Source organism: Neglectibacter sp. X4, assembly GCF_009917365.1.
Classification (GTDB): domain Bacteria; phylum Bacillota; class Clostridia; order Oscillospirales; family Acutalibacteraceae; genus Acutalibacter.
This window is the reverse complement of sequence record NZ_QWLE01000023.1, coordinates 13,579-37,230: the sequence shown is the minus strand read 5'-3', so window position 1 is coordinate 37,230 and position 23,652 is coordinate 13,579. Positions and strand designations below refer to the sequence as shown.

At 54.0% G+C, this 23,652-nt stretch carries 19 protein-coding genes and 2 tRNA genes; 19 read left to right on the top strand and 2 right to left on the bottom strand.

Features of this window, described 5'->3' with window-relative positions; translation table 11 throughout:
- Positions 1-113 precede the first annotated feature (113 nt).
- The 9 genes from dnaN (at position 114) to serS (ending at position 9,084) form a co-directional block, all read left to right on the top strand.
- Positions 114-1,217 carry a DNA polymerase III subunit beta gene (gene dnaN, locus D1841_RS09530; RefSeq protein WP_160642876.1) on the top strand — a complete coding sequence of 368 codons (1,104 nt, stop codon included), beginning with the start codon at positions 114-116 and terminating at the stop codon, positions 1,215-1,217.
- Positions 1,218-1,375: 158 nt separating this feature from the next.
- Positions 1,376-1,588 carry an RNA-binding S4 domain-containing protein gene (locus D1841_RS09525; protein WP_160642875.1) on the top strand — a complete coding sequence of 71 codons (213 nt, stop codon included), beginning with the start codon at positions 1,376-1,378 and terminating at the stop codon, positions 1,586-1,588.
- Between the two features lie 35 nt (positions 1,589-1,623).
- Positions 1,624-3,507: a tRNA uridine-5-carboxymethylaminomethyl(34) synthesis enzyme MnmG gene (gene mnmG, locus D1841_RS09520; RefSeq protein ID WP_160642874.1), complete on the top strand. Its 1,884-nt coding sequence runs from the start codon at positions 1,624-1,626 to the stop codon at positions 3,505-3,507.
- A gap of 3 nt (positions 3,508-3,510) precedes the next feature.
- On the top strand, positions 3,511-4,227 hold the full coding sequence (gene rsmG / locus D1841_RS09515) for a 16S rRNA (guanine(527)-N(7))-methyltransferase RsmG (protein ID WP_160642873.1): 717 nt from the start codon (positions 3,511-3,513) through the stop codon (positions 4,225-4,227).
- Between the two features lie 131 nt (positions 4,228-4,358).
- Positions 4,359-4,796 (top strand): GNAT family N-acetyltransferase, encoded by a 438-nt coding sequence (locus tag D1841_RS09510; RefSeq protein ID WP_160642872.1) that lies wholly within the window; start codon positions 4,359-4,361, stop codon positions 4,794-4,796.
- Between the two features lie 78 nt (positions 4,797-4,874).
- Positions 4,875-5,675 carry a ParB/RepB/Spo0J family partition protein gene (locus tag D1841_RS09505; RefSeq protein WP_160642871.1) on the top strand — a complete coding sequence of 267 codons (801 nt, stop codon included), beginning with the start codon at positions 4,875-4,877 and terminating at the stop codon, positions 5,673-5,675.
- 351 nt (positions 5,676-6,026) lie between these two features.
- Positions 6,027-6,791 (top strand): ParA family protein, encoded by a 765-nt coding sequence (locus D1841_RS09500; protein ID WP_160642870.1) that lies wholly within the window; start codon positions 6,027-6,029, stop codon positions 6,789-6,791.
- Between the two features lie 44 nt (positions 6,792-6,835).
- A complete protein-coding gene (locus D1841_RS09495; protein WP_160642869.1) occupies positions 6,836-7,693 on the top strand; it encodes a ParB/RepB/Spo0J family partition protein in 858 nt (285 codons plus the stop codon).
- Between the two features lie 113 nt (positions 7,694-7,806).
- On the top strand, positions 7,807-9,084 hold the full coding sequence (gene serS / locus D1841_RS09490) for a serine--tRNA ligase (protein WP_160642868.1): 1,278 nt from the start codon (positions 7,807-7,809) through the stop codon (positions 9,082-9,084).
- Positions 9,085-9,303: 219 nt separating this feature from the next.
- Here the strand turns inward: serS and D1841_RS09485 are convergent, their stop codons facing one another.
- Positions 9,304-10,194 (bottom strand): AraC family transcriptional regulator, encoded by an 891-nt coding sequence (locus tag D1841_RS09485; protein WP_160642867.1) that lies wholly within the window; start codon positions 10,192-10,194, stop codon positions 9,304-9,306.
- A gap of 86 nt (positions 10,195-10,280) precedes the next feature.
- The gene (locus D1841_RS09480) at positions 10,281-11,504 is read right to left on the bottom strand and encodes an MFS transporter (RefSeq protein WP_160642866.1); all 1,224 of its coding nucleotides are present in this window, start codon (positions 11,502-11,504) and stop codon (positions 10,281-10,283) included.
- Positions 11,505-11,807: 303 nt separating this feature from the next.
- Between D1841_RS09480 and guaB the strand changes: the two genes are divergently transcribed.
- From guaB to gyrA, 10 genes are all read left to right on the top strand, one after another.
- Positions 11,808-13,286 (top strand): IMP dehydrogenase, encoded by a 1,479-nt coding sequence (gene guaB / locus D1841_RS09475; protein WP_160642865.1) that lies wholly within the window; start codon positions 11,808-11,810, stop codon positions 13,284-13,286.
- Positions 13,287-13,503: 217 nt separating this feature from the next.
- Positions 13,504-13,580, top strand: a tRNA-Met gene (locus D1841_RS09470).
- A gap of 3 nt (positions 13,581-13,583) precedes the next feature.
- Positions 13,584-13,658 (top strand) — tRNA-Glu (locus D1841_RS09465).
- A gap of 91 nt (positions 13,659-13,749) precedes the next feature.
- Positions 13,750-14,259 carry a hypothetical protein gene (locus tag D1841_RS09460; protein ID WP_160642864.1) on the top strand — a complete coding sequence of 170 codons (510 nt, stop codon included), beginning with the start codon at positions 13,750-13,752 and terminating at the stop codon, positions 14,257-14,259.
- A 207-nt stretch (positions 14,260-14,466) separates the two neighbouring features.
- The gene (locus D1841_RS09455; protein ID WP_160642863.1) at positions 14,467-15,114 is read left to right on the top strand and encodes a lactate utilization protein; all 648 of its coding nucleotides are present in this window, start codon (positions 14,467-14,469) and stop codon (positions 15,112-15,114) included.
- 60 nt (positions 15,115-15,174) lie between these two features.
- Entirely contained in the window at positions 15,175-16,041 is an 867-nt protein-coding gene (locus D1841_RS09450) for a sugar phosphate isomerase/epimerase (protein ID WP_160642862.1), read from the top strand.
- Between the two features lie 2 nt (positions 16,042-16,043).
- Positions 16,044-17,435: an MATE family efflux transporter gene (locus D1841_RS09445; RefSeq protein ID WP_237076271.1), complete on the top strand. Its 1,392-nt coding sequence runs from the start codon at positions 16,044-16,046 to the stop codon at positions 17,433-17,435.
- Between the two features lie 228 nt (positions 17,436-17,663).
- Positions 17,664-18,467: a hypothetical protein gene (locus tag D1841_RS09440; RefSeq protein WP_160642861.1), complete on the top strand. Its 804-nt coding sequence runs from the start codon at positions 17,664-17,666 to the stop codon at positions 18,465-18,467.
- A gap of 400 nt (positions 18,468-18,867) precedes the next feature.
- On the top strand, positions 18,868-20,838 hold the full coding sequence (gene gyrB, locus D1841_RS09435) for a DNA topoisomerase (ATP-hydrolyzing) subunit B (RefSeq protein ID WP_371721707.1): 1,971 nt from the start codon (positions 18,868-18,870) through the stop codon (positions 20,836-20,838).
- Between the two features lie 232 nt (positions 20,839-21,070).
- Positions 21,071-23,584: a DNA gyrase subunit A gene (gyrA, locus tag D1841_RS09430; protein ID WP_160642886.1), complete on the top strand. Its 2,514-nt coding sequence runs from the start codon at positions 21,071-21,073 to the stop codon at positions 23,582-23,584.
- Positions 23,585-23,652 lie beyond the last annotated feature (68 nt).

The window sequence follows — 23,652 nt, the reverse complement described above, 5'->3', positions numbered from 1 at the left end:
AAAAGGACTTCAAGTGGAAAACTGCCGGGTAGGCTTATATGAAAGGGCGGAATGCTGTTTCTGGATAAAAACAGGCAATGAAATTTTATTATAGAGAGAAGGGCTATGCGTTTATGAAATTTACCGTACAGAAAAGCCACATCACAGAAGCTGTATCCAACATTCAGCGGGCAGTCTCCACGAAAACCTCCATTCCAGCCTTAGAGGGCATTCTGCTCTCTGCCGGAGAAGGGGAGCTGGAGCTTTGCGCTTATGATTTAGAGCTGGGCATCACCACTACCATTCCCGCCCAGGTAGAAGAACCAGGAAAGTCTGTGCTCAGTGCCAAGATATTTTCCGATATTGTGCGCCGCACCCCAGATGATTCTATTACAGTAGCCGTAGACGAGAAAAACATGGCTTCCATTGAAAGCGGTTACAGCTTGTTTTCCATTATCGGCATTCCTGCTGTGGAATTTCCAGAACTCCCCAAGCTGACAGACGCCACTGCCATTCAGCTTCCCGCTCATGTGCTGAAAAGCATGATCCGGCAAACTGTGTTTGCCGTAGCAGAAAGCGATGCTAAACCTATCCACCAGGGAAGCCTGTTCAGCCTGGAGGGCGGCAGGCTGGACGTAGTGTCTGTAGACGGCTACCGCTTAGCCAAGCGCACAGAGCAGGTGGATTTTGACGCAGATCTTTCCTTTGTGGTGCCAGGGAAAACCCTTTCCGAGCTTTTGCGGCTTTTAAAGGACGCGGAGGAATCTGTCTCCATCTCTGTGGGCAGCAGGCATATTTTATTCAACGCTGATCACTACACTGTTATATCCAGCCTGCTGGAAGGGGAATTTCTAAATTACAAAGCGGCTATTCCCGCAGATGGCAAAACCGAGGTGGTCATGCGCACCCGGGAGGCCATTGAGAGCGTGGAGCGTGTTTCCCTTTTAATTACAGACAGGCTGAAAAGCCCAATCCGTTGTATGTTCTCCCAAAATGAAATCAAGCTGTTGTGTACAACCTCCATGGGCCGGGCAAGCGACCAGTTGGAGGTAAACCTAACCGGAGACGATGTGGAAATCGGCTTTAATAACCGTTATCTGCTGGACGCACTGCGCAATACAGAGTGCGACGAGGTGCGGGTGCAGTTAAGCGGGCCTTTAAGCCCTATGAAAGTTATGCCAAAAGAAGGGGAAAGCTTCTTGTTTCTGGTGCTGCCAGTGCGCTTGAAGAACGATTGATTGTAAAAAGGCGGCTCCTTTGGGGCCGCTTTTTTTGCAGTGGGTTTTAGAGTCAACTTTTTTGAAAAAGCATTTGCAGAGTGCGGGGCTGTTGCCATGAATTATCGGGCCGGCAGATGAGAAGCGTCTCGCGGCTTTCAAAGAAAGGAAAGATACATTTGGAAACTATTCAGATAACAACAGAATTTATCCGCCTGGATTCCTTTTTAAAGCTGACAGGCATGGTAGACACAGGCGGCCAGGCTAAATTTGTAATACAGGGCGGCGAAGTGGAGGTAAATGGAGATACCTGCACTATGCGGGGCAAAAAGCTGCGTCCTGGTGACGCGGTTTCTTATGGGGGAAAAAGTTTTGCAGTGGCAGCAGTATAACGGTGCTGAAACTGCCTTGGAAAGGAGGCGCAGCTATGACTTATGAGGCAGGGACTATAGATGTGGCAGTTGTGGGCGCAGGACACGCGGGAATCGAAGCGGGCCTTGCCGCCGCCCGGCTGGGGGCACATACAGTAGTATTCACCATCAACCTGGACGCTGTGGGAAACTGCCCCTGCAACCCTAGCATTGGCGGTACGGCAAAGGGGCACTTGGTGCGGGAAATAGACGCTCTGGGTGGGGAGATGGGCCGGACGGCAGACGCCTGCACTTTACAGAGCCGAATGCTGAACCTGGGTAAAGGTCCGGCTGTCCATTCGCTCCGTGCCCAGATAGACCGGAACCAGTATGCCCAAATTATGAAGCATAAACTGGAGCAGTGCCCAAACCTGGGATTGAAGCAGGGAGAAGTGGTGGATCTGCGCCGGGAAGGGGAGGCCTGGCTGCTGACCACCCGGCTGGGGGCTGTATACCGTGCGGGAGCTGTCATCCTCTGCACAGGCACCTTTTTAGGCGGTAAAATCTTTGTGGGAGAGGTGTCCTATGAAAGCGGCCCCGACGGCATGTTTCCCGCTGCCTTTCTGCCCGATTCCCTGCGCAGGCTGGGGATTTCCCTGCGCAGGTTTAAAACGGGCACTCCTGCCCGGGTGCTGCGATCCTCCATTGATTTCAGCGGCCTGGAGGTGCAGTTTGGAGACGAGCCAGTGGCGCCCTTCTCCTATGATACGGAAGAGCCGCTTCAAAACAAGGCAGTCTGCCACATTAGTTGGACAAATGACAGGACAAAGCAGGTTATCCTGGAAAACATCCAGCGTTCCCCTCTCTATGGGGGCATGATAGAAGGCATTGGCCCCCGGTATTGCCCCAGCATTGAGGATAAAATCATGCGCTTCCCAGATAAGCCCCGCCACCAGCTATTTATTGAGCCTTGCGGCCTGCACACAGAAGAAATGTATTTGCAGGGCATGAGTTCTTCCCTGCCTGAGGAAGTCCAGCAGGCCTTTTATCAGACTATCCCTGGTTTGGAGCGGGTGCAGATTATGCGCACAGCTTATGCCATTGAGTATGACTGCTGCGATCCCTTAGAGTTAGATGCGTCTTTGGAGTTCCGGGCATTTCCCGGCCTTTATGGGGCAGGGCAGTTTAACGGCAGTTCCGGCTATGAGGAAGCTGCCGCCCAAGGCTTAGTAGCAGGAATTAACGCGGCTCGGAAACTCCAGGGGAAGGATCGGCTAGTACTGGACAGGGCCGGATCCTATATTGGCACGCTGATTGACGATTTAATCACCAAAGGGGCAAGCGATCCCTACCGGATGATGACCTCCCGTTCGGAATACCGTCTGGTGCTGCGCCAGGACAATGCTGACGAGCGGCTAACCCCTATAGGCCGGGAAATCGGCCTGATATCCGACAACCGCTGGAAACGCTTTACCAGAAAGCAGGAACAGAAAAAGGCTGAGCTGAAGCGCGCCCTTTCCACCACCCTGCCGCCTAGCGAAGCCCTGAACAGCATACTTGTTTCACGTGAAACATCCCCTGTCGCCACGGGGGTTCGCCTGGCGGATTTGCTGCGCAGGCCTCAAATCACCTATGCGGATTTAGAGCCGGTAGATCCAACCCGTCCCAGCCTGCCTTATGCTGTGCTGGAAAATGTGGAGATTGAGTTGAAATACGAAGGGTATATCCGCAGGCAAAAGGCTTCCATTGAAGAAATGCGGCGGCTGGAGAAAAAAGCTCTGCCCAGGAATATGGATTACGCCGGCTTAAAGGGCCTGCGCCTGGAAGCGGTAGAAAAGCTGAATCAGGTGCAGCCTGAGAACATTGGGCAGGCAGGTCGGATTTCTGGCGTAAGCCCGGCAGATATTTCTGTGCTGCTCATCTGGCTGGCATCTGAAAATAGAAAGGCAAGGGAGGAATAAAGCATGGCGGAAGACATCCGGGGTCTGCTGCGGCAACGGGCAAAGGACATGGGCATAAAGCTGGGAGAAAGGCAGGCTGAAGCCTTCCAGCGTTATATGGAGCTTTTGCTGGAATGGAACGAAAAAGTAAACCTGACCGCTATTACAGAACCAAAAGAAATTGTGGAAAAGCATTTTCTGGACAGCTTAAGCCTGTTGCCTGCATGTTCCATCAAACAAGGGGCAAAGGTGATAGACGTAGGTACCGGGGCAGGATTTCCCGGCATCCCCTTGAAAATTATGCGGCCTGATATTCAGCTTACCTTGTTGGACGGCTTAAATAAGCGTTTAATTTTCCTGGAAGAAGTTTGCAAAGCCCTGGGCCTTTCAAGCACCCGTATTCATAAACGTGCGGAGGAAGCGGGCCTGGATAAAAAGCTGCGGGAAGGATTTGATATTGCAACGGCCCGGGCTGTTGCCAATCTGCCAGTGCTTTGCGAATACTGTCTGCCGCTGGTGAAGATGAAAGGCTTTTTTATAGCCATGAAAGGCCCTGGAGCAGGGGAGGAGCTGGAGGCGGCCAAAAATGCCCTGGATATTCTAGGTGGTGATGAAGTAAAGCTGGCGCCAGTAACAGAATTTGGTGCCGGGGAGCGGAATTTAATTGTAGTGCAGAAAAAAAGCTTTACTCCCAAAGGGTACCCCCGCCATGGCGGCACCATTGCCAAACATCCCTTGTAAAGGGGAATATCAGGTAAGCTAGATTCATATTTTTTGACAGTGTTAAAAATACAAGGAAAGGATTGATACCGGACGCAGAAAGGCCCTTTCGTTTTCTTTATGCGTAATCCTGTATCAGAATGGCAAATAACATGAAGTGTAGTATGCGGGAAGCCGTTGCTTCTGACGTAGAGGCAATGGATAAAGTTATGCAGGTTATCAGCGAGAAAAGCACGAATCTGGAAAAGATGGCAAGATTAATAGAAAAGCTGCGGCAGGATCCCCAGAAATACTTGCTGGCAGCCTTTGACCCCGAAACAGGCATTCTCTGCGGCAGTCTGCTAGGAGTGGTTTTTGAAGATATCTGCGATGACGGCAGGCCCATCCTGCTGATAGAGAATGTGGCGGTGCTGGAAGCCTATCAGGGAAAAGGCGTGGGCAGGCAGATGTTTGCAGAAATTGAACGCTGGGGCAGGGAAATGGACTGCCACTATGAAATCCTTGTCTCCGGCCTGGAACGGGCAGGCGCCCACAAGTTTTATCATGCCCTGGGCTTTATAGAGGCAAAAGGCTTTAAAAAATACCTGTAATTTTTTTCCAGCCGACATTTTTCAGCAAACCATGCATGTCTTTCGTGATAGAATAAAGACACGAAAGGGGGGCGGCAGATGTTTTTTAAGGACAAGCTTAAGCTTATGAAACTGCCTACAGCCAAAATCCAGCCAAACCCCTCCCAGCCCAGAAAGGTGTTCCAGGAAGAAGAACTGAAAAGCCTGGCCCAGAGCATTATAGAAAACGGCCTTTTGCAGCCGGTGACAGTGCGCCGGGAAAACGGCACGTATTATCTGGTGGCGGGGGAAAGGCGGCTGCGCGCCTGCAAGCTGGCTGGGATAAAAGAAATCCCTGCTATCCTGGCGGACTGCGAGCCAGAGGACAGCGCGGTTTTGGCCCTGCTGGAAAATGTCCAGCGCCGGGACTTGCAAATGTTCGAGCAGGCCGCTGCCATTGCAAGCCTCTTGCGGGAGTGGAACATAACCCAGGAGGAGGCCGCAAGGCGCCTGGGTATGAGCCAGTCATATCTGGCAAATAAGGTGCGGCTTTTAAAGCTGAGCGCTGAGGAGCAGCATGACATACTTGCAAACAACCTGACAGAGCGCCACGCAAGGGCGCTGCTGCGTATAGACGATATAGAGATAAGGCGGAAAATCCTGCATACGGTTATTGCCAGGGGACTGAACGTTTCCCAAACAGAAGCCCTTGTGGCGGAATCCATGAAGCCAAAAGAGCAAAAGGGTAAAGCAAGGCGAACCTTTGTGGCAAAAGATATCCGGCTCTTTATCAACACCATCGACCACGCGGTGGACGCTATGAAAACCGCGGGCATCCAGGCGCACACAGAAAAGAAGGAAACCGAGGAGTACATCGAGTGTACAGTGCGCATTCCTAAATTAACCAGAGTACAAGTTTAACCCATTCCCTTATTCATTTCCCACAGAGAAGGCCGGGGCAGCAATGCCGCGGCTTTCTTGCTTTTTTATCGTAAACGCACTTAAAAATTGGTACATCCCAATTTTTAAGCCAGGCGGCTCAGATGCCTGGTTCAGAAGAGGTAGAATACCTCTTCTGAATTGCGTTAACTATAAACTCCTTATGCGCCCCTCCGCAAACAACAGGAAATTTCTTTTGCCGCCTGCATGTTTCACATGAAACATTTTTGAAAAAAATAAGGGAGAAAGCCAGTTTCAGGCTTTCAAAATGGCGGAAATTGTGGTATCATAAGAGAACGGGAAATTTCCGCCACAAAAAGAAAGGGGCATTTCATGGGGAAGATTATTTGCGCGGCAAACCAGAAGGGCGGCGTGGGGAAAACCACCACAGCCGTAAATCTGGCGGCGGCGCTGGGAAGTATGAAGAAAAAGGTTCTGCTGGCAGATACAGACCCCCAGGGCAATTCCACCAGCGGCGTAGGCGTGGATAAGCGGAACTGCACTGCAAGCATATATGACGTGATGATAAACGGCGCAAAGGCTAAAGACGCCATTGTGCAGACGGAATTCGAGGGCCTGTGGCTTCTGCCCTCCACCATGGATCTGGCTGCGGCGGAACTGGAGCTTGCAAACATGGAAAGCCGGGCGGTCAAATTAAAGGAAGCCCTGGACAGCGTGCGGGGGGAATATGATTATGTGATTATCGACTGCCCTCCTTCTTTAGGCCTTATCACTATCAACGACTTAAGCTGTGCAGACACTGTGCTCATTCCTATCCAGTGTGAGTTTTACGCTCTGGAAGGGCTTTCCCAGCTTATAAACACAGTGCGCCGGGTAAAGCGGCAGTATAACGAGCGCCTGGAGCTGGAAGGCGTGCTGCTCACCATGTATGACGGGCGCTTAAACCTCACCCAGCAGGTGGTGGAGGAAGTGAAGAAATTCTTCCCCCGCAAGGTTTTCAAAACTGTCATACCCAGGGCCGTCCGTCTGTCCGAGGCCCCGGGCTTTGGGCAGCCAGTGCTGTACTATGATAAAAATTCCCGGGGCGCCAAAGCTTACGGGGAGTTGGCCCAGGAAATCATAAAGAGCAAGGTGTAAGAATGCTGGCCCGGATGCCAAGAGAAAAGGAGATGGTTCGCCATATGAAAAAAAGGGGACTGGGAAAGGGCTTTGAGACAATCTTTGCGGAAAATACAGCGGAGAGCGCCGAGGGCACTGTCGCCGTAAAACTCAGCGAGATAGAGCCAAACCGGGACCAGCCCAGAAAAGAGTTTGACAGTGAAGCCCTTTCCGAGCTGGCAGATTCCATTGCCCAGCATGGGGTGCTGCAGCCCCTGCTGCTGCGGCCCATGGTCACAGGGGGATACCGCATCGTGGCAGGCGAGCGCCGCTGGCGGGCAGCGCGGATGGCAGGTATCAGCGAGGTGCCGGCAGTTATCCGGGAGATGACAGACGCGGAGGAAATGCTCTTTGCCCTGATTGAAAATCTGCAGCGGGAGGACTTAAGCCCCCTGGAAGAAGCCAGAGGGTATCAAACCCTGATAGATGTGCAGGGTTTCACCCAGGAGGAAGTCTCCCAGACCGTAGGCAAATCCCGCCCTGCCGTAACAAATTCCCTGCGGCTTTTAAACCTTCCGGAGGATGTGCAGGAGATGCTGGAAAGAGGGGAAATCACAGCAGGCCATGCCCGCACGCTGTTAAGCTTTAAAACCCCGGAGGCCATGCGGCTGGGGGCGGAAAAAGCAAAGGAGGGCGCTTCTGTACGGGAGCTGGAAAACCTTTCCAAGCGCCTGCAGGAACAGCCTGCCAGCAAAAAAACGCCTGCTGTAAAGAAAAATCAGTATTATGAAGAAGCCCAGTTAGCAGTAGGCCAGTGCTTGAACCGAAAGGTAAAGGTGGCGGGCAATAAGAAAAAAGGAATGCTGACCATTGAATTTTACGGGGAAGAGGATTTAAAGAACCTCCTGTCAGATTTAAAGCTGCAAGAATCCCAGGAATAACCAAATATAAATAAAGCTCAAATCTCAGTTTTTTGGTCAAGCTTTTTTTCAAAAAAGCTTGCAGGGTTTGGGACGGAGTCCCAAGGTCTTAAAAGAGGAAAGGAGAAAAGAAAATGCTGGATATAAAACTGGTACGCACCGATCCGGATTTGGTGAAAGAAAACATGCGAAAGAAATTCCAGGAGGACAAGCTGCCCTTAGTAGACGAGGTGCTGGAACTGGACGCAGCCTTCCGGGCTTCCAAGGCCCGGGGCGATGAACTTCGCCAGCAGCGCAACCTTATCAGCAAGGAAATCGGCAAGCTGATGGGCCAGGGCAAAAAAGAGGAGGCCGAAGAAACCAAGAAAAAGGTGCAGGCCATTGCCGGGGAACTGCAGGAAATGGAAGAAAAGGAAGCCCAGATGAGCGAAGAAATCCACAAGCGCATGCTGGTAATCCCCAACATCATTGACAGCTCCGTTCCCATCGGCCGGGATGACAGCGAAAACGTAGAGCTGGAAAAATTTGGCGATCCAGTGGTGCCGGACTATGAAATCCCCTACCATACCGATATCATGGAAAAGTTCAGCGGCATCGACCTGGACAGCGCCCGGAAAACCAGCGGCAACGGTTTTTATTACCTGATGGGAGACATTGCCCGGCTCCATTCCGCTGTGCTGTCCTATGCCCGGGATTTCATGATCAGCAAGGGCTTCACCTACTGCATCCCTCCCTTTATGATCCGCAGCGACGTAGTAACAGGGGTCATGAGCTTTGCGGAAATGGAAAATATGATGTATAAGATAGAAGGGGAGGATCTCTACCTCATCGGCACCAGCGAGCACTCCATGATAGGCAAATTCATCGACACCATCCTGCCAGAGGATGCCCTGCCCCAAACCCTCACCAGCTATTCCCCCTGCTTCCGCAAGGAGGTAGGCGCTCATGGTATTGAGGAACGGGGTGTATACCGGGTACACCAGTTTGAAAAGCAGGAAATGATCGTGGTGTGCAAGCCCGAAGACAGCATGGCATGGTATGAAAAAATGTGGAACTACACAGTAGAGCTGTTCCGCTCCATGGATATCCCCGTCCGCACCCTGGAGTGCTGCTCCGGCGATCTGGCAGATTTAAAGGTAAAGAGCGTGGACATTGAAGCCTGGTCCCCCCGGCAGAAAAAATATTTTGAGGTGGGAAGCTGTTCCAACCTGGGAGATGCCCAGGCCCGACGGCTGGGCATCCGCATTAAGGGAAAAGATGGCAATTATTTTGCCCACACCCTGAATAACACCGTAGTTACGCCTCCCCGTATGCTCATTGCTTTCCTGGAAAATAATCTCCAGGCCGACGGCTCCGTCAAAATCCCCCAGCCCCTCCAGATGTATATGGGTGGCCAGTCCCAGATTAAGTGACCAGCTTTGCTGGGATGTCTAAGATCGTGGGACTTCGTCCCACACCCTACAAGCCTTTTTGAGAAAAAGGCTTGACCTAAAAACCTTTATAAAAATCCCCCTTGGGGCCTTTAGGCCCTGAGGGGGATTTTTATGGAAGTTCTTAATCAACTTTCTTTCAAGAAAGTTGCAGAGTGCGAGACAGAGTCTCGCGGCCTTAAGCACCCCCAGCAGGGCTGATCACTTAGCCCGGACAGGCAGCCAAACGCCGCTTTCGTAGTCGTTGGGAGAAGAATCAGGGCAGCAATCCATAGAATACCACTCCAGGTTGATGGGCATAGAGGGTTCATAGTCCGGGTTTCCGGGAAGCCACTCGGAAAATACCTTGGTGTTCACAGATTGCAAAGCCCCGGGCAGCGGCCCAACACAGCGGAATTTTGCCCAGTCCGCGGCAGGCACATGGATGGTAGCCATCCCCAGGGGCACAGGCCCGCCCTTATATATCCCTCCAATCATGTAGAAGAACCTTCCCTCGGCAAAACCCTGGAAGCAGGCGCCAAATTCCCCTATTTTGTGGTCAAATATAGCTTTCTCTACCTCATTCTGTGTTTCATGCTGGGAAGAGCTGGATGCCAGCGCCATCACCTCGTCCCAGAACTTAGGGATTTCCCCATAAGACGTTTCGTGCTGGAACTCCCGGATAAAGCCAATCAACTCAAATCCGTCCATCTTTTCAATCTTGTAATCCATTTCGTTTCCTCCTTGTATTTCAATTTTTACTGTAAGAGGCAGGAAAGGCTTGATTGCCCTGGAATTTTTCCGCACCTGGGAGGGCGGCAGGCCATGGAAGCGCGTGAAAGCCTTGGTGAAGCTTTCAGGGGTATCATAGCCGTATTTATAGGCGGCCTCCAAAACCGTACCGCTGCCGGAAAGCATGTCCAGCGCCGCCAGATACAGCCTGCGGCAGCGCAAGTACTCCCCCAGGGTATAGCCTGTCACCATGCGGAAGCCATGCTGGAGATAAAAAGGGGAAATGTGTACCGCTTCCGCCACGTCCGCCGGGCCGATGTCCTCCAGCAGGTTCTTTTCCATGTAGGCGATAGCGCCCCGCAGGCATTCTGTCCATTCCATAAGCTTGCCCTCCTTTGTCCTCCTGCTTCGCTTTTAGTATAGCAAAAAGACAGGCCCTGCCGCCTGTCTTTTTGTGCCCGGTTTTGTCAATTTGCCACAGCCGCGTTTTTTTCTTTTTTGTGCCGGAAGGACAACAGGAAAATAAGGGAGCTTACAAGGTATGCACAGCCCACAGCTATATAGAAGGGTTTCGCGCCAATAGCGTCAAACACCACGCCGCCCAGAAGATTCCCCAAGATACCGGCCACAGAGGAGACAGAGGCGAAAAAAGCCTGGGCGCTGGCTTTCAGGTGATCCGGGGCCAGCTCATACACATAGTTTAAAGAGGAGCCGATAAACAGGCCGTTGCCCAGCCCGAAGAAAGTGCAGCACAGCAGCATCCCTGGCAGGGAACCTGCAAAGGTGCCAAAGCCCAAACATTCCAAAGCCATCAGCACCGGCGCCCCCAGCACCAGCACCCGCAGTGGGAACCGCTGGCGCAGGCGCACCATAAATAAGAGGAAGGGGATCTCCATAAAAGCCCGGAGCGCCAGGATAATGCCATACTGCTCAGTGGAAACATGAATTTCGCCCATAAAATAGGGGATGAAATTTCCTTCACAGCTTGCAGCTATGTAAAAGATAAGCGCAAAGAAAAGAAAAGAGACATAAGCCTTGTTCTTAAAGAGTTCCCCCAGGTTCATGCCGCCCTTTTCCGATTTCCCGGCTTTGCCCCGGCGGGGCCTGGAATTTGGCTCCCGGGCAAGAATCACGCAAATAATAGCCGGTATCATCAAAAGTCCGCTTATCCAAAAGGTGTTAGGCACCCCAACCTTAGGCAGGACAGCGGCAATCCATATGCTTCCCACTGTGAACAGCAAAGAGCCAAGCCCCCGCAGCACGCCGAAATTCAGGCGCAGCTCATTGCAGTTTCGCACCAGCAGGTTTTCATCAAAGGTGGCAACAGAGCCGCGGAAAAAGTTCAGGGCAGGAATGAAGCAGGTAAAAAGCAGAGGGGAATAGGGCAGGCCTGTAGGAATAAGGGGCACCAGGGCATACAGGGTGGAGCCTACCCCCAGGACAAGGATAAGAACCTTGCGGATAGAACCAAACTTATCGCTTACCATGCCCCAGAAGGATACGGAAGCAATGGTGACCGCAGAGGAGATGGCATTGAGCACGCCTAAATTTGACGCGGAGAAACCCACGCTCTGCAGGTAAACGCTCTGATAACAGCCAAAGGCCCAGGCAAACCAGAAAAGCCCGGTTACTCCCAGCAGGATGATAGAGTGGCGGGCGGCGGGGCCAAGACGGGAAAAGATACGGTTCATGAGGAATAGACCTCCTTTTAGTCCTGTAAAAAATAAAATAATACACCTCAGTCTTTGCACAGATTATAGCAAAGCGCGTGTTCTGTCAATGGGTTTTTGAAAAATAATAGGGGAAAAGGGAAAGTATTTTTCAGGCGGGTGAAAAACCCCAATAAAGCGGAAAAAAGGGCAGAATTTTTTGGCAGGGGAAAAGGAAAATACAGCTTGCAAAGCAGAGGGGCAAATGCTATAATCATAAATTAAATACAAGCCCGAGAGGAAGAAAAAAACCAGGAAATTCATGAGAAAGAGAGAGGTGTGCAAATGCTGAACATGGAGTATCAGGAAAAGTTCACAAAAGAGGGCCTGACCTTTGACGATGTTCTGCTTATCCCGGCAGAATCCCATGTATTGCCCAGCGAGGTGGATTTTTCTACACAACTGACCCGCACAATCAAGCTCAACGCCCCCATCCTGACGGCGGCGATGGACACAGTGACGGAGTCGGATATGGCTATTGCCATCGCCCGGGAGGGCGGCGTGGGCGTCATCCACAAGAACATGCCCATTGACCGGCAGGCTGACCAGGTGGACAGGGTGAAGCGCTCGGAAAACGGCGTAATCGCAAACCCCTTCTTCCTCTCTCCCGACAACCTGGTGCGGGAAGCCGACGAGATTATGGGGAACTTCCGCATTTCCGGCGTGCCCATCTGCGAGGACGGCAAGCTTGTGGGCATTATCACCAACCGGGACATGCGCTTTATGGAGGACAGCGACTTCGACCAGCCCGTAAAGAATGTGATGACAAAGGGCAAGCTGGTCACCGCCCCGGTAGGCACCACCTTAAAGCAGGCCCAGGAAATCCTCCGGGAGCACCGCATTGAAAAGCTGCCCCTGGTGGATGAGAACATGCGCCTGAAGGGCCTTATCACCATTAAAGATATTGAGAAGGCTGTGCGGTATCCCAATTCCGCCAGGGACGCAAGCGGCAGGCTGCTGTGCGGCGCGGCCATTGGAGCCACAGCCGACGTGCTGGACAGGGTGGCAGCCCTGATAGAAGCCCAGGTGGATCTGGTGGTGTTGGATTCCGCCCATGGGCACAACAGCGGGGTTATCCAGGCTGTAAGCAAGGTGAAAAAGGCGTATCCCAATTTGCAGGTGGTGGCAGGAAACATCGCAACGGCAGAGGGTGCCAAAGCCCTTATCGACGCCGGCGCGGACTGCGTGAAGGTAGGCATTGGCCCCGGATCCATCTGTACCACCCGGGTAGTGGCAGGCATTGGCGTGCCCCAGGTTACCGCCGTATATGACGCGGCGATGGAAGCCAGCAGGCAGGGCATTCCGGTCATTGCGGACGGCGGCATCAAGTACAGCGGCGATCTGGTGAAGGCCCTGGCAGCAGGAGCCGCGGCGGTTATGCTGGGATCCATGGTGGCTGGCTGCAAAGAAGCCCCTGGCGAGTATGAGCTGTATCAGGGCAGGCAGTTCAAGGTGTACCGCGGTATGGGCAGCCTGGGGGCTATGGGCAAGGGCAGCAGCGATCGGTACTTCCAGGGCGAACAGAAGAAGTTTGTGCCTGAAGGCGTGGAAGGCCGGGTGCCCTACAAGGGGCCGCTGGCGGATACCGTGTTCCAGCTTCTGGGGGGCCTGCGCTCCGGCATGGGCTACACAGGCTGCGCCAATATCCAGGAGCTCCACGATAAGGCCCAGTTTGTGCGCATCACCGGGGCAGGCCTGAAAGAAAGCCATCCCCACGATATCCAGATTACAAAGGAAGCCCCCAACTATTCCTTTAACCCGTAAAAGCAAGCCCTTAAAATTGGTTTTCCGGTCAAACGGCTTTTTCAAAAGGGTTTGTGGGATTCCAAAGGGCAAAGCCCTTTGGGCGCAGCCCGTAGGCTGCGAAACCTCCCCTGCCTCAGAAATTTTGCCAAATAAACGCAAAAACCTCTTGACAAGCATCGAATCTTGTATTATAATAAATAGCGCCTTAGACTTATAAAAGTTAAGGCGCATATGTGGCGGCATAGCTCAGCTGGCTAGAGCATTCGGTTCATACCCGAAGTGTCGATGGTTCAAGTCCATTTGCCGCTACCATATGGCCCGGTGGTCAAGCGGTTAAGACACCGCCCTTTCACGGCGGTAACACGAGTTCGATTCTCGTCCGGGTCACCAAACAAAAAGACAAACACCGGGCCTGTACAAGCGGGTACCGGGTTTTCTTTTTCCGTTATCATACAGGAAAATTTGGAAGGGGACGTGTGCAATGTGTAAAAAGATTTTCGGGCTTCTGCTTTCCGTGGCGGTTTTGCTGGGACTTACAGCCTGCGGCGGGACAGGCCAGAGCCTGCCCAAGCTGGAGCTTCCTGAGGACGGGCAGATCCAGATGAGCAAAATCGGCAGGCCGGACACCCTGGAAGGCCTATGCGAGTATATGGCAGAGGGACTGGCCTTTGCCGGGGATCCGGTGGAGATGTCCTATAAGGAGATCGGGGCCATCGCCGGCGTGCGGTACAGGTTCACCTATAACGGCAGCACTGTGCAGGTGGAGTTCTATGAATTCGATCCCGACAACCTGGATGAAAAGGGCAAGGCCTGCCTGGACAGCGTTCAGGAAAAGGGTGTAATCACAGTGCTGGACAACGAGGTGCCTGCCGTGCTCAATGGAAAATACCTGATGATTTATACAGACACCAGCAAAAAGGAAGAAAACACAGCCCAGAAGGAGCGGGTAGAGCAATTGTTCCTGGATTTTGCCGGGTTTAAAGCCAATTAAAATTTGTATGCACAGCCAAAAGCGCTGCCTGAGCGGGCCTGCGGAAAAGCAGGCCCGCTTTTTTGCGCCAAAAAGGGGAAAGGTAACAAAATTGATATAAGCAATTCCCGGCATAAACCTTGTAAAGCCTTGATTTCCCGGGAAAATAGGAATAAAATAGAACATAGCTGTATATGCAGCCATTCAGGAATGAAAGGAAGAACTGGAATGGATAAAAACAAGCAGGCCATGGTGCAGATGAAAATCCAGCGCACAATGCAGGCTTTGGCAAAAAACAGGATCCCCGCCTTTTACGCCCCCACAAAGGAGGATGCGGTAAAGCTGGTGGAAAGCATGATGGAGCCTGGAAACATAATCTCCTGCGGCGGCACCGTAACCCTGCGGGAAACAGGCGTCCGGGATTTAATGCTCAGCGGCAAATATACGTTTTTAGACCGGGAAGCCATGAACCCAGAGGAAGTTTACCAGAAAACCTTCAGCGCCGATGTGTTCCTTACCAGCGCCAACGCTATCACCGAGGAGGGCCAGCTTTACAATGTGGACGGCCGGGGCAACCGGGTTGCCGCCATGATATACGGCCCCAAAAAGGTGGTTGTGGTGGCAGGTGTCAACAAGATTGTCCGCAATGTGGACGAAGCCATTATGCGGGTGAAAACCACCGCCGCCCCTCCCAACGCCCTGCGCCAGAACATGGGCACCCCCTGCCAGCAGTTGGGAACCTGCGTGGGCTGCAAGGGGGATATGGCAGAGGGCTGCGCCGCCGAAACCCGCATGTGCTGCCATTATGTGGTGACGGGCTGGCAGAAAACAGAGCGGATCCATGTCGTGCTGGTGGGGGAGGATCTGGGATACTAGGCCGGTTTTTTTGAGGATAAAGGATGAAAAGGATAAAAAATATAAAGGAGGAGTCAAAAAGTGTCTTTAAAAGTTGGTATTCAGCTTTATTCCGTGAAAAATGCTATCGCCCAAAAGCCCTATGAGGTGCTGCGCCAGGTGGCGGAAACAGGCTACCGCTACATCGAGGCCGCCAACCATAACGCCATGCGGGATCCCGGGGTGGGCTTTGGGGTAACGGCCCGGGAGCTGAAACGTTCCCTGGACGAGCTGGGCCTGCAGATTGTGGGCTGCCATGTAAATCCCCTGCGGGAGGAGTACCTTCAGGAAGTGCTGGATTATCACGCGGAGCTTGGCAGCACCCAAATCGGCTGTGATATAGAGTTTTTCCCCTATGGGGATATGGACTACCTGAAGCGCCGCTGTGAAACCTTTAACCGCATTGGCGAGCTGTGCCAGGAGCGGGGCATGCGGTATTATTACCATAACCATTATCAGGAGTTCCAGCGCTTTGGGGATAAGCTGGTGTACGATATTATCATGGAGAACACAGATCCCGGCCTGGTCTACGCGGAAATGGATACCTACTGGATTGCCAGAGGCGGGCAGGATCCCGTCTCCTTCATGCGTAAATATAACGACCGCCTCATCCTCCTGCACCAGAAGGATTTCCCCAAAAATGCCGGGGAGCCTCTATGCATGTATGACGGCCTGGTGAGCCGGGATAAAGAGATAGACGGGGAGGTTTTCCAGCGCACCAAAAACCCCTTGAGCTTTACGGAAATCGGCACAGGCGTCCTGCCCATTCAGGATTATATCAGCGCGGCCCGCTCCTGCCCAAACCTGGACTATATTATTTTAGAGCAGGACGCCACCCAGCTTGACGAGTTGGAATCTATTTCTGTCTCCATGAAGGCATTTCAAAAATTCAAGGGAGTGGAACTGTAACCATGCGACTGAACCTGATGCCTGGGCATCGCCGGCGTTCCTATGAAATCGACATGACAAACGGCCCCATCCTGGGAAAGCTCATCCGCTTTTCCCTGCCCCTTGCCGCCTCCGGCATTTTGCAGCTTCTGTTCAACGCCGCGGACATTGTGGTGGTGGGGCGCTTTGCGGGCAGCCAGGCCCTGGCGGCAGTGGGATCCACCGGCGCTTTAATCAACCTGATTGTCACCCTGTTTATGGGCATTTCCGTAGGGGCAAACGTGCTTGTCTCTCAGTATTACGGAGCGGGGGACAAAAAGGGCCTCCACGAAACGGTACATACAGCCGTCTTTTCCAGCCTGCTGTTCGGCGTGGGGCTGATTGCCGTAGGCATTGCCCTGGCCCGCCCCATGCTGGAAATGATGGAGACTCCGGCAGACGTGCTGGATCAAGCTGTGCTTTACATGCGGATCTATTTCGTAGGTATGCCTGTCTTAATGCTCTATAACTTCGGCGCGGCCATCCTCCGGGCTGTAGGGGATACCCAGCGCCCCCTGTACTTCCTGATGCTGGCTGGGGTAGTCAACGTGTTGCTGAACCTGTTTTTTGTCATCGTCCTGCACATGGGGGTGGCAGGCGTGGCGGCAGCCACCTCCATTTCCCAGGCTGTGTCTGCCGGGCTGGTGTTCTGGTGCCTTGTAAAGGTAGACGGAGACTACAAGCTCTTCCCAAAAGAAATGCGCATTTATAAAGACAAGCTCTGGAAGATGATGAAAATTGGCCTGCCCGCCGGCATACAAGGGGCCTCCTTCTCCATCTCCAACGTGCTCATCCAGTCCTCCATCAACTCCTTCGGGGCCGTTGCCATGGCGGGAAACACCGCCGGGGCCAATATCGAGGGCTTTGTCAGCATGGGCATGGATTCCTTCTCCCAGGCAGCCCTGTCTTTCACAGGCCAGAACCTGGGGGCGAATAAGCCTAAGCGCGTAAACCGAGTGCTGGTTTTGTGCCTGCTGATGGCCTCCGCCACAGGCCTTGTCTTAGGGCTTACGGCGAACCTGTTCGGCCCCCAGCTTCTGGGTATCTATTCCTCCGATCCCGCCGTAATTGAGTACGGCCTTATCCGCCTGCGCATCACCTGCATGTTCCAGTTTATCGGCGGCCTGATGGGGACTATGGTAGGCGTGCTCCGGGGCATGGGTGCCTCCCTCATTCCCATGGTTATCACCATCTCCTTTGTGTGCGGATTCCGGGTAGTGTGGATTTTCACCGTCTTTGCCGCTGCCCCCACCCTCCAGAACCTCTATGTCTCCTACCCCGTCACCTGGGGCCTTGCCGCCCTCTTCGACTTCATCTGCTTCTTCTTTGTCAAGCGGAATATTGAGAAAAAACGAAGCGCCGCCCAGAGCACATAACCCTTGCCTTTTTGCAAATGCTTTCCCGCATAGCCGCCATTCCTGTGGGCAAGAATACTGACTATACTATATCTTGCATATTTCAAAATTGTAAGGAACCCAAAGGCCACGGAACATTTGACGGCACAGGGGACATTTGCTATAATATAGACAGTATAAGCTGATTTTGGCGGCTTTTGCGCAAAAATGGCGGGAGGAAGTCCTGCCGGGAGAAAGGAAGTCGGGTCTATGCAGTATTTCGGTGTACCCACCTGCCCTTATTGCAAGAAGCGGGTGAACCTTATCAGGACATGGTCCTTGAAGCGCCAGGGAGAATACCAGTGCCCCCGCTGCGGCGGCATCTCCAATATCTATCTGTCCCCCCTGATTTACGTGGTGGCCCTGCTGGCCCTTTTTGCCGGAGGCGCGGTATATTTTTTCCACAAATTCGTGCTGAATGATATCACCTTGGATACAGCCCTGCAAGTGTTCATCCCCTTTGCCCTTTTCTTCCTGTTCAGCGTTTTCTTCGTATACCTGGCAAAGCCGGTGATTAAAAAGGTTTCCCGGGAAGAGCTGGAGAAGAAAAAGCGGGGCAGATCCAAAGAGCCAGCCTCCAGTACGGGCGCGCTGCCCCAAACAGGCCGGGCATATTATGACGGGGCGGATTATCCTCCCCAGCAGGTGCAGCCTGCCCCGCCTCCTGTGCGGCCTGCCCCCCGCCCTGAAAGCAGGCAAAGGCCCGCCCCTGTGCCGGAAGCCCAGCAGCCCCTTTCCCGCCGGTTAGAGGGTACTGCTCCCCAGCGCCCTGCGCGTCCCCAGACAGCGCCGCCCCGCCCCCAGGCCACCGCCGCCATCCGGCCTCCTGTGCCGGTCAGCCGCCCGGCCCGGCAGGCAGCCCCTATAGCCCAGCCCCTGCAGCCCTCCAGGCAAAGCGCGCAGCCTGCCTTAGGCCAGGAGCCGCCCAGGGCTGCCGATGACTTTTTCGCCAAGTATGACGATCCGGCCTATGTCCAGCGCCGCCTTCAGGAGATAAAGCGCAAGGACGGCTGATTCTTCTCCCCTGCAGAAGTGGATTTGCCGCCTGCTTGGGGGATGCATTTACAATGCATCAAAAAGAAGGCCTGCTCTGGCTTCTTGCCGGGGTCAGGCTTTTTTATGTGATTTACCTCTGCCATACCGGAAAAAGCCCCCTATAGGGGAAATTTGCGGCCTGCAGAGGCATTTTTTTGCCAACATTTGTTTACAAACAGGTGAAAACCTGCTATACTAATATATATGTAAATCACCATGCGATACAGGGTTCGCACAAAAAGAAATGAAACAGCAGCCTTTTGTGCCCGGTATTGTTCCTTTCCCCGCATTTTTCACAGGAATCTATAACAAGCCCTGGGGGAAAAGGAACTGGCGCAAGTGTTTGAGATTGGGAGGGCCTCTTTTGGATATCAATGAAATGACGGACATGACGAAAACCGATAAAGCCTATGACGGCGACCAGATACAGGTGCTGGAAGGCCTGGAGGCTGTGCGCAAGCGGCCGGGCATGTATATCGGCTCCACCGGTCCCAGGGGCCTGCACCATCTGGTGTATGAAATTGTAGACAACGCCATAGACGAGGCCCTGGCAGGCTTTTGCGACAAAATTGAGGTGCGCATCCTGCCGGGAAACGTCATCTATGTTTCCGACAACGGCCGGGGCATCCCAGTAGGCGTGCAGCATAAAACGGGCCTGCCCGCCGTCACTGTGGTGTTCACCATCCTTCACGCAGGCGGCAAGTTCGGCGGAGGCAGCTATAAGGTTTCCGGCGGCCTCCATGGGGTGGGCGCTTCTGTGGTAAACGCCTTGTCCCAGTGGCTGGAGGTAGAGGTTGTCCATGAGGGCAATGTGTATTACCAGCGGTTCGAACGGGGCGCGGCTGTTACGGAGCTTATCAATAAAGGCCCCGCGCCGGAGGGGCGCAAAAGCGGCTCCATTATCTGCTTCCAGGCTGACCCGGAAATTTTCAAGGAAACCACCACCTACAGCTACGACACCCTCCAGACCCGCCTACGGGAGCAGGCTTTCCTGAACGCCGGCATCAATATTGAACTGCGGGACGAGCGCAATCCGGAGGAGCGCATGCCGGAAGAGCAGTCTCTGGAATATCCCCTGGTGCACAGCTATTTCTATGAGGGGGGCATCAGTTCCTTTGTGGAATACCTCAATAAGAAAAAGGCTGTGGAAACCATCCATCCGGATGTCATCCGTTTCAGCGCTGTGGCCCAGGACAATAATTCCACAGCGGAAATCGCCATGCAGTATACAGACAGCTTCAACGAGTTCATCCTTTCCTTTGCCAATAATATCCGCACCACCGACGGCGGCACCCACGAGGATGGCTTCAAGCGGGCTTTCACCCGGGTGATGAACGATTACGCCCGGAAGTACAACATCCTCAAAGAGGCGGACAAGAACCTTTCCGGCGAGGACGTGCGGGAGGGCCTCACCTGCGTTATCAGCGTGAAGCTGAAGGAGGCCCAGTTTGAGGGCCAGACAAAGGGCAAGCTGGGCAACACGGAAATCAGCGGGCTGGTCAGCTCCATGGTCTATGAAAAAATGATGACCTATATGGAGGAAAACCCCGCCACAGCCCGGGCCATTTTTGATAAAGCCCTCACAGCCTCCCGGGCCAGGGAAGCGGCCCGCAAGGCCCGGGACTTAGCCCGGCGCAAAACAGCACTGGAAAACAATTCCCTTCCCGGCAAGCTTGCGGACTGCCAGTCCCGCAACCCGGAGGAAACAGAAATCTATATCGTGGAGGGCGACTCCGCAGGAGGCTCCGCCAAAGGCGGGCGGGACAGGAAGTTCCAGGCCATCCTGCCCCTGTGGGGAAAAATGCTCAACGTGGAAAAGGCCCGCCTGGACAAGGTGTACGGCAACGAGAAGCTGATGCCTGTGGTCACAGCCCTGGGCACAGGCATTGGGGAGGACTTTGACCTTGCAAAGCTGCGGTATGGGAAAATCATCATCATGGCCGATGCCGACGTGGACGGCTCCCATATCCGCACCCTGCTGCTCACCTTCTTCTTCCGCTTCATGCGCCCCTTAGTGGAGCAGGGCCATGTGTACCTGGCACAGCCCCCCCTGTTCCGCATTACCAAGGGCAAGCGGCATTATTATGCCTTCTCCGATCCCCAGCGGGATCAGATTATGGAGGAGCTGGGGGGCAATTACGAAATCCAGCGTTACAAGGGCCTGGGCGAAATGGACTCCGACCAGCTTTGGGAAACCACCATGGATCCCGCAAACCGCACCATGCGCCGGGTAGAGGTGGAGGACGCCGCCCAGGCAGATGAAATCTTCACCATCCTCATGGGCGACAAGGTAGAGCCGCGCCGGGATTTCATCATCGAAAACGCCCAAAAAGCTAATTGGGATGTTTAAGACGCGGACTGGTGGGCTGTATCCCCCGCTGCGGGAAGAGTTCCCGCAGCTCACGTGCGCCATCGCGTTCTCCGGGCTGCTCCCGTTGACACGATTTCAGTCAGAGTGGAATATACAGATAAAGTTTTTGAAGAGTCCAGGGAAAGCTTTTTTCAAAAAGTTTCCCTGGCGGAGTTTGAGGCGGAGCCTCAACCAGGAGAGGAAGGAATAAATGGATCAGGAAAACAACCCCATGTCCCCGGAACAGGAGCAGGAAAGCGGGCGGATTATACCTGTCAACCTGACAAAAGAGATGGAGCAGTCCTTTTTGGATTATTCCATGTCCGTCATTGTACAGCGCGCCCTGCCCGACGTGCGGGACGGCTTAAAGCCCGTACACAGGCGCATCCTCTACACCATGTTTGAAAATACCCTGTGGCCCGAAAAGCCCTACCGCAAGTGCGCCGACACCGTAGGCGCTGTGCTGGGGCGGTATCACCCCCATGGCGACGCTTCCGTATACGATGCCATGGTGCGCCTGGCCCAGGATTTCTCCATGCGGTATATGCTGGTGGACGGCCATGGCAACTTCGGTTCCGTAGACGGCGACCCCCCCGCGGCCTACCGTTATACGGAAGCCAAGATGAACAAGCTTTCCGTTGCCATGCTGGACGATATCGACAAAGATACCGTAGACTTTAATCCCAACTATGACGACCGCCTGAAAGAGCCGGCTGTGCTGCCCAGCCATTTCCCCAATATCCTGGTAAACGGTTCCACCGGCATTGCGGTGGGCATGGCCACCAACATCCCGCCTCACAACATGGGCGAGGTGATAGACGGGGTATGCTGCCTCATCGACAACCCGGAGGCCACCTTGGAGGATTTGATGGAGCACATCAAAGGGCCGGATTTCCCCACAGGAGGCATTGTCATGGGGCGCTCCGGCATCCGGGCGGCCTATGCCACAGGCCGGGGCAAAATCGCTGTGCGGGCCAGGGCGGAAATTGAGGAAAACGAAAAGACCGGGCGCTCGAAAATCATTGTCACAGAGCTGCCCTATCAGGTGAACAAGGCCCGGCTCATTGAAAGCATTGCGGACTTGGTAAAGGAAAAGCGCATCGACGGCATTTCCAATGTGGACGATCATTCCGACCGCAACGGCATGCACATTGTCATTGACGTAAAGCGGGATGCCGCCCCCCAGATTGTCTTAAACCATCTGTACACCCTCACCCAGCTCCAGATCACCTTTGGCGTGATTATGCTCGCCATTGTAAACGGCAGGCCGGAGGTTTTGAACCTGCGGAAAATCCTGGAGGAATATATCTCCTTCCAGATGGAGGTTATCACCCGGCGCACCCGGTATGACCTGAAAAAAGCCCAGGACAGGGCACACATCCTGGAGGGCCTGATGGTAGCCCTGGACTTTATCGACGAGGTAGTCAGCATCCTGCGCCATTCCAAGTCCATCCCCGAGGGCAAGGCCGCCCTGATGGAGCGGTTCGATTTAGACGATCCCCAAACACAGGCCATTGTGCAGATGCCCTTAGGCAGACTCACAGGCCTGGAACGGGAGAAAATTGAGGAAGAGCTGAAGGCTTTGAAGGAGAAAATCGCGGACTTCTTAGAGATCCTTCAAAGCGAGGCCCGCCGTCTTGCCATTGTCAAGGACGAGGCCCAAAGCATGAAAAAGCGCTTCGCTGACGAGCGCCGTACAGAAATCGCCGCTATCAGCGGGGAAGTGGACATTGAGGATTTAATCCCCGTAGAGGAATGCGTCCTCACCATGACCAATTACGGCTATGTGAAGCGCCAGAAAATGGATACCTACCGCACCCAGAAGCGGGGGGGCCGGGGTGTTGCCGGCATGAACCGCCGGGATGAGGATGTGGCCACAGAGCTGTTCGTCACCGGCAGCCATGACTATGTGCTCTTCTTCTCCAGCCTGGGCCGGGTATACAGGCTGAAATGCTATGAGATCCCCGAAGGCTCCCGCGTAAGCCGGGGCATGAATATAAAAAACCTGCTGCCCCTGCAGGGGGATGAAAAAATCACCTCCATGATACGGGTGGAAAGCTTTGACGAGGACAAGTATCTGGTGATGGTCACCAAATGCGGCGTTGTCAAGCGCACAAAGCTTTCCGCTTACGACACAGCCCGGAAAGCCGGGCTTATCGCCATCGATCTGGACGAAGGGGATTCCCTAAGCTGGGTGCGGGTAACCAGCGGCAGCGACCAGTTGCTGGTGGCCACAAAGAAGGGCATGGCCCTGCGCTTCGCGGAAACGGACGTGCGGGAATTAAGCCGTCTGGCACGGGGCGTGCGCGTCATGCAGCTTAAAGATGGCGACTGCATTGTGGGCATGGCCGTGCTGCGGGAAGGGGCCTATGTGCTCACCGTGACGGAAACAGGCTTTGGCAGGCTCTCCAGCCCTGATAACTACCGCATCCAGAAGCGGGGCGGCAAGGGCCTGCTGAATTACCACGTAGACCGCTTCGGGGACGTGGCCTCTATCCGGGTGGTAGACCTGGAGGACGATGTCATCCTCATCTCCGAGGACGGGGTCATTATCCGCATTATGGCCTCCTCCATCCGGGTATGCGCCCGGCCCAGCAAGGGCGTGCGGGTGATGAAGCTCCAGGAGGGCAGCCGGGTGGCAACCCTGGCCCGGGCGCCTCACGAGGAAGGCGAAGCCACAGATGAAGTCGAGGATGACGGCAGCGCCGAGGAAGGAGCCGAAGAGGCCGGACAGCAGGAAGAATGAGGAATTCCCGGAAAGCCTTCCTTTTTGAAAATACGCCATAAACGAGCCTGGCGCCCGCTGAGAAAGCC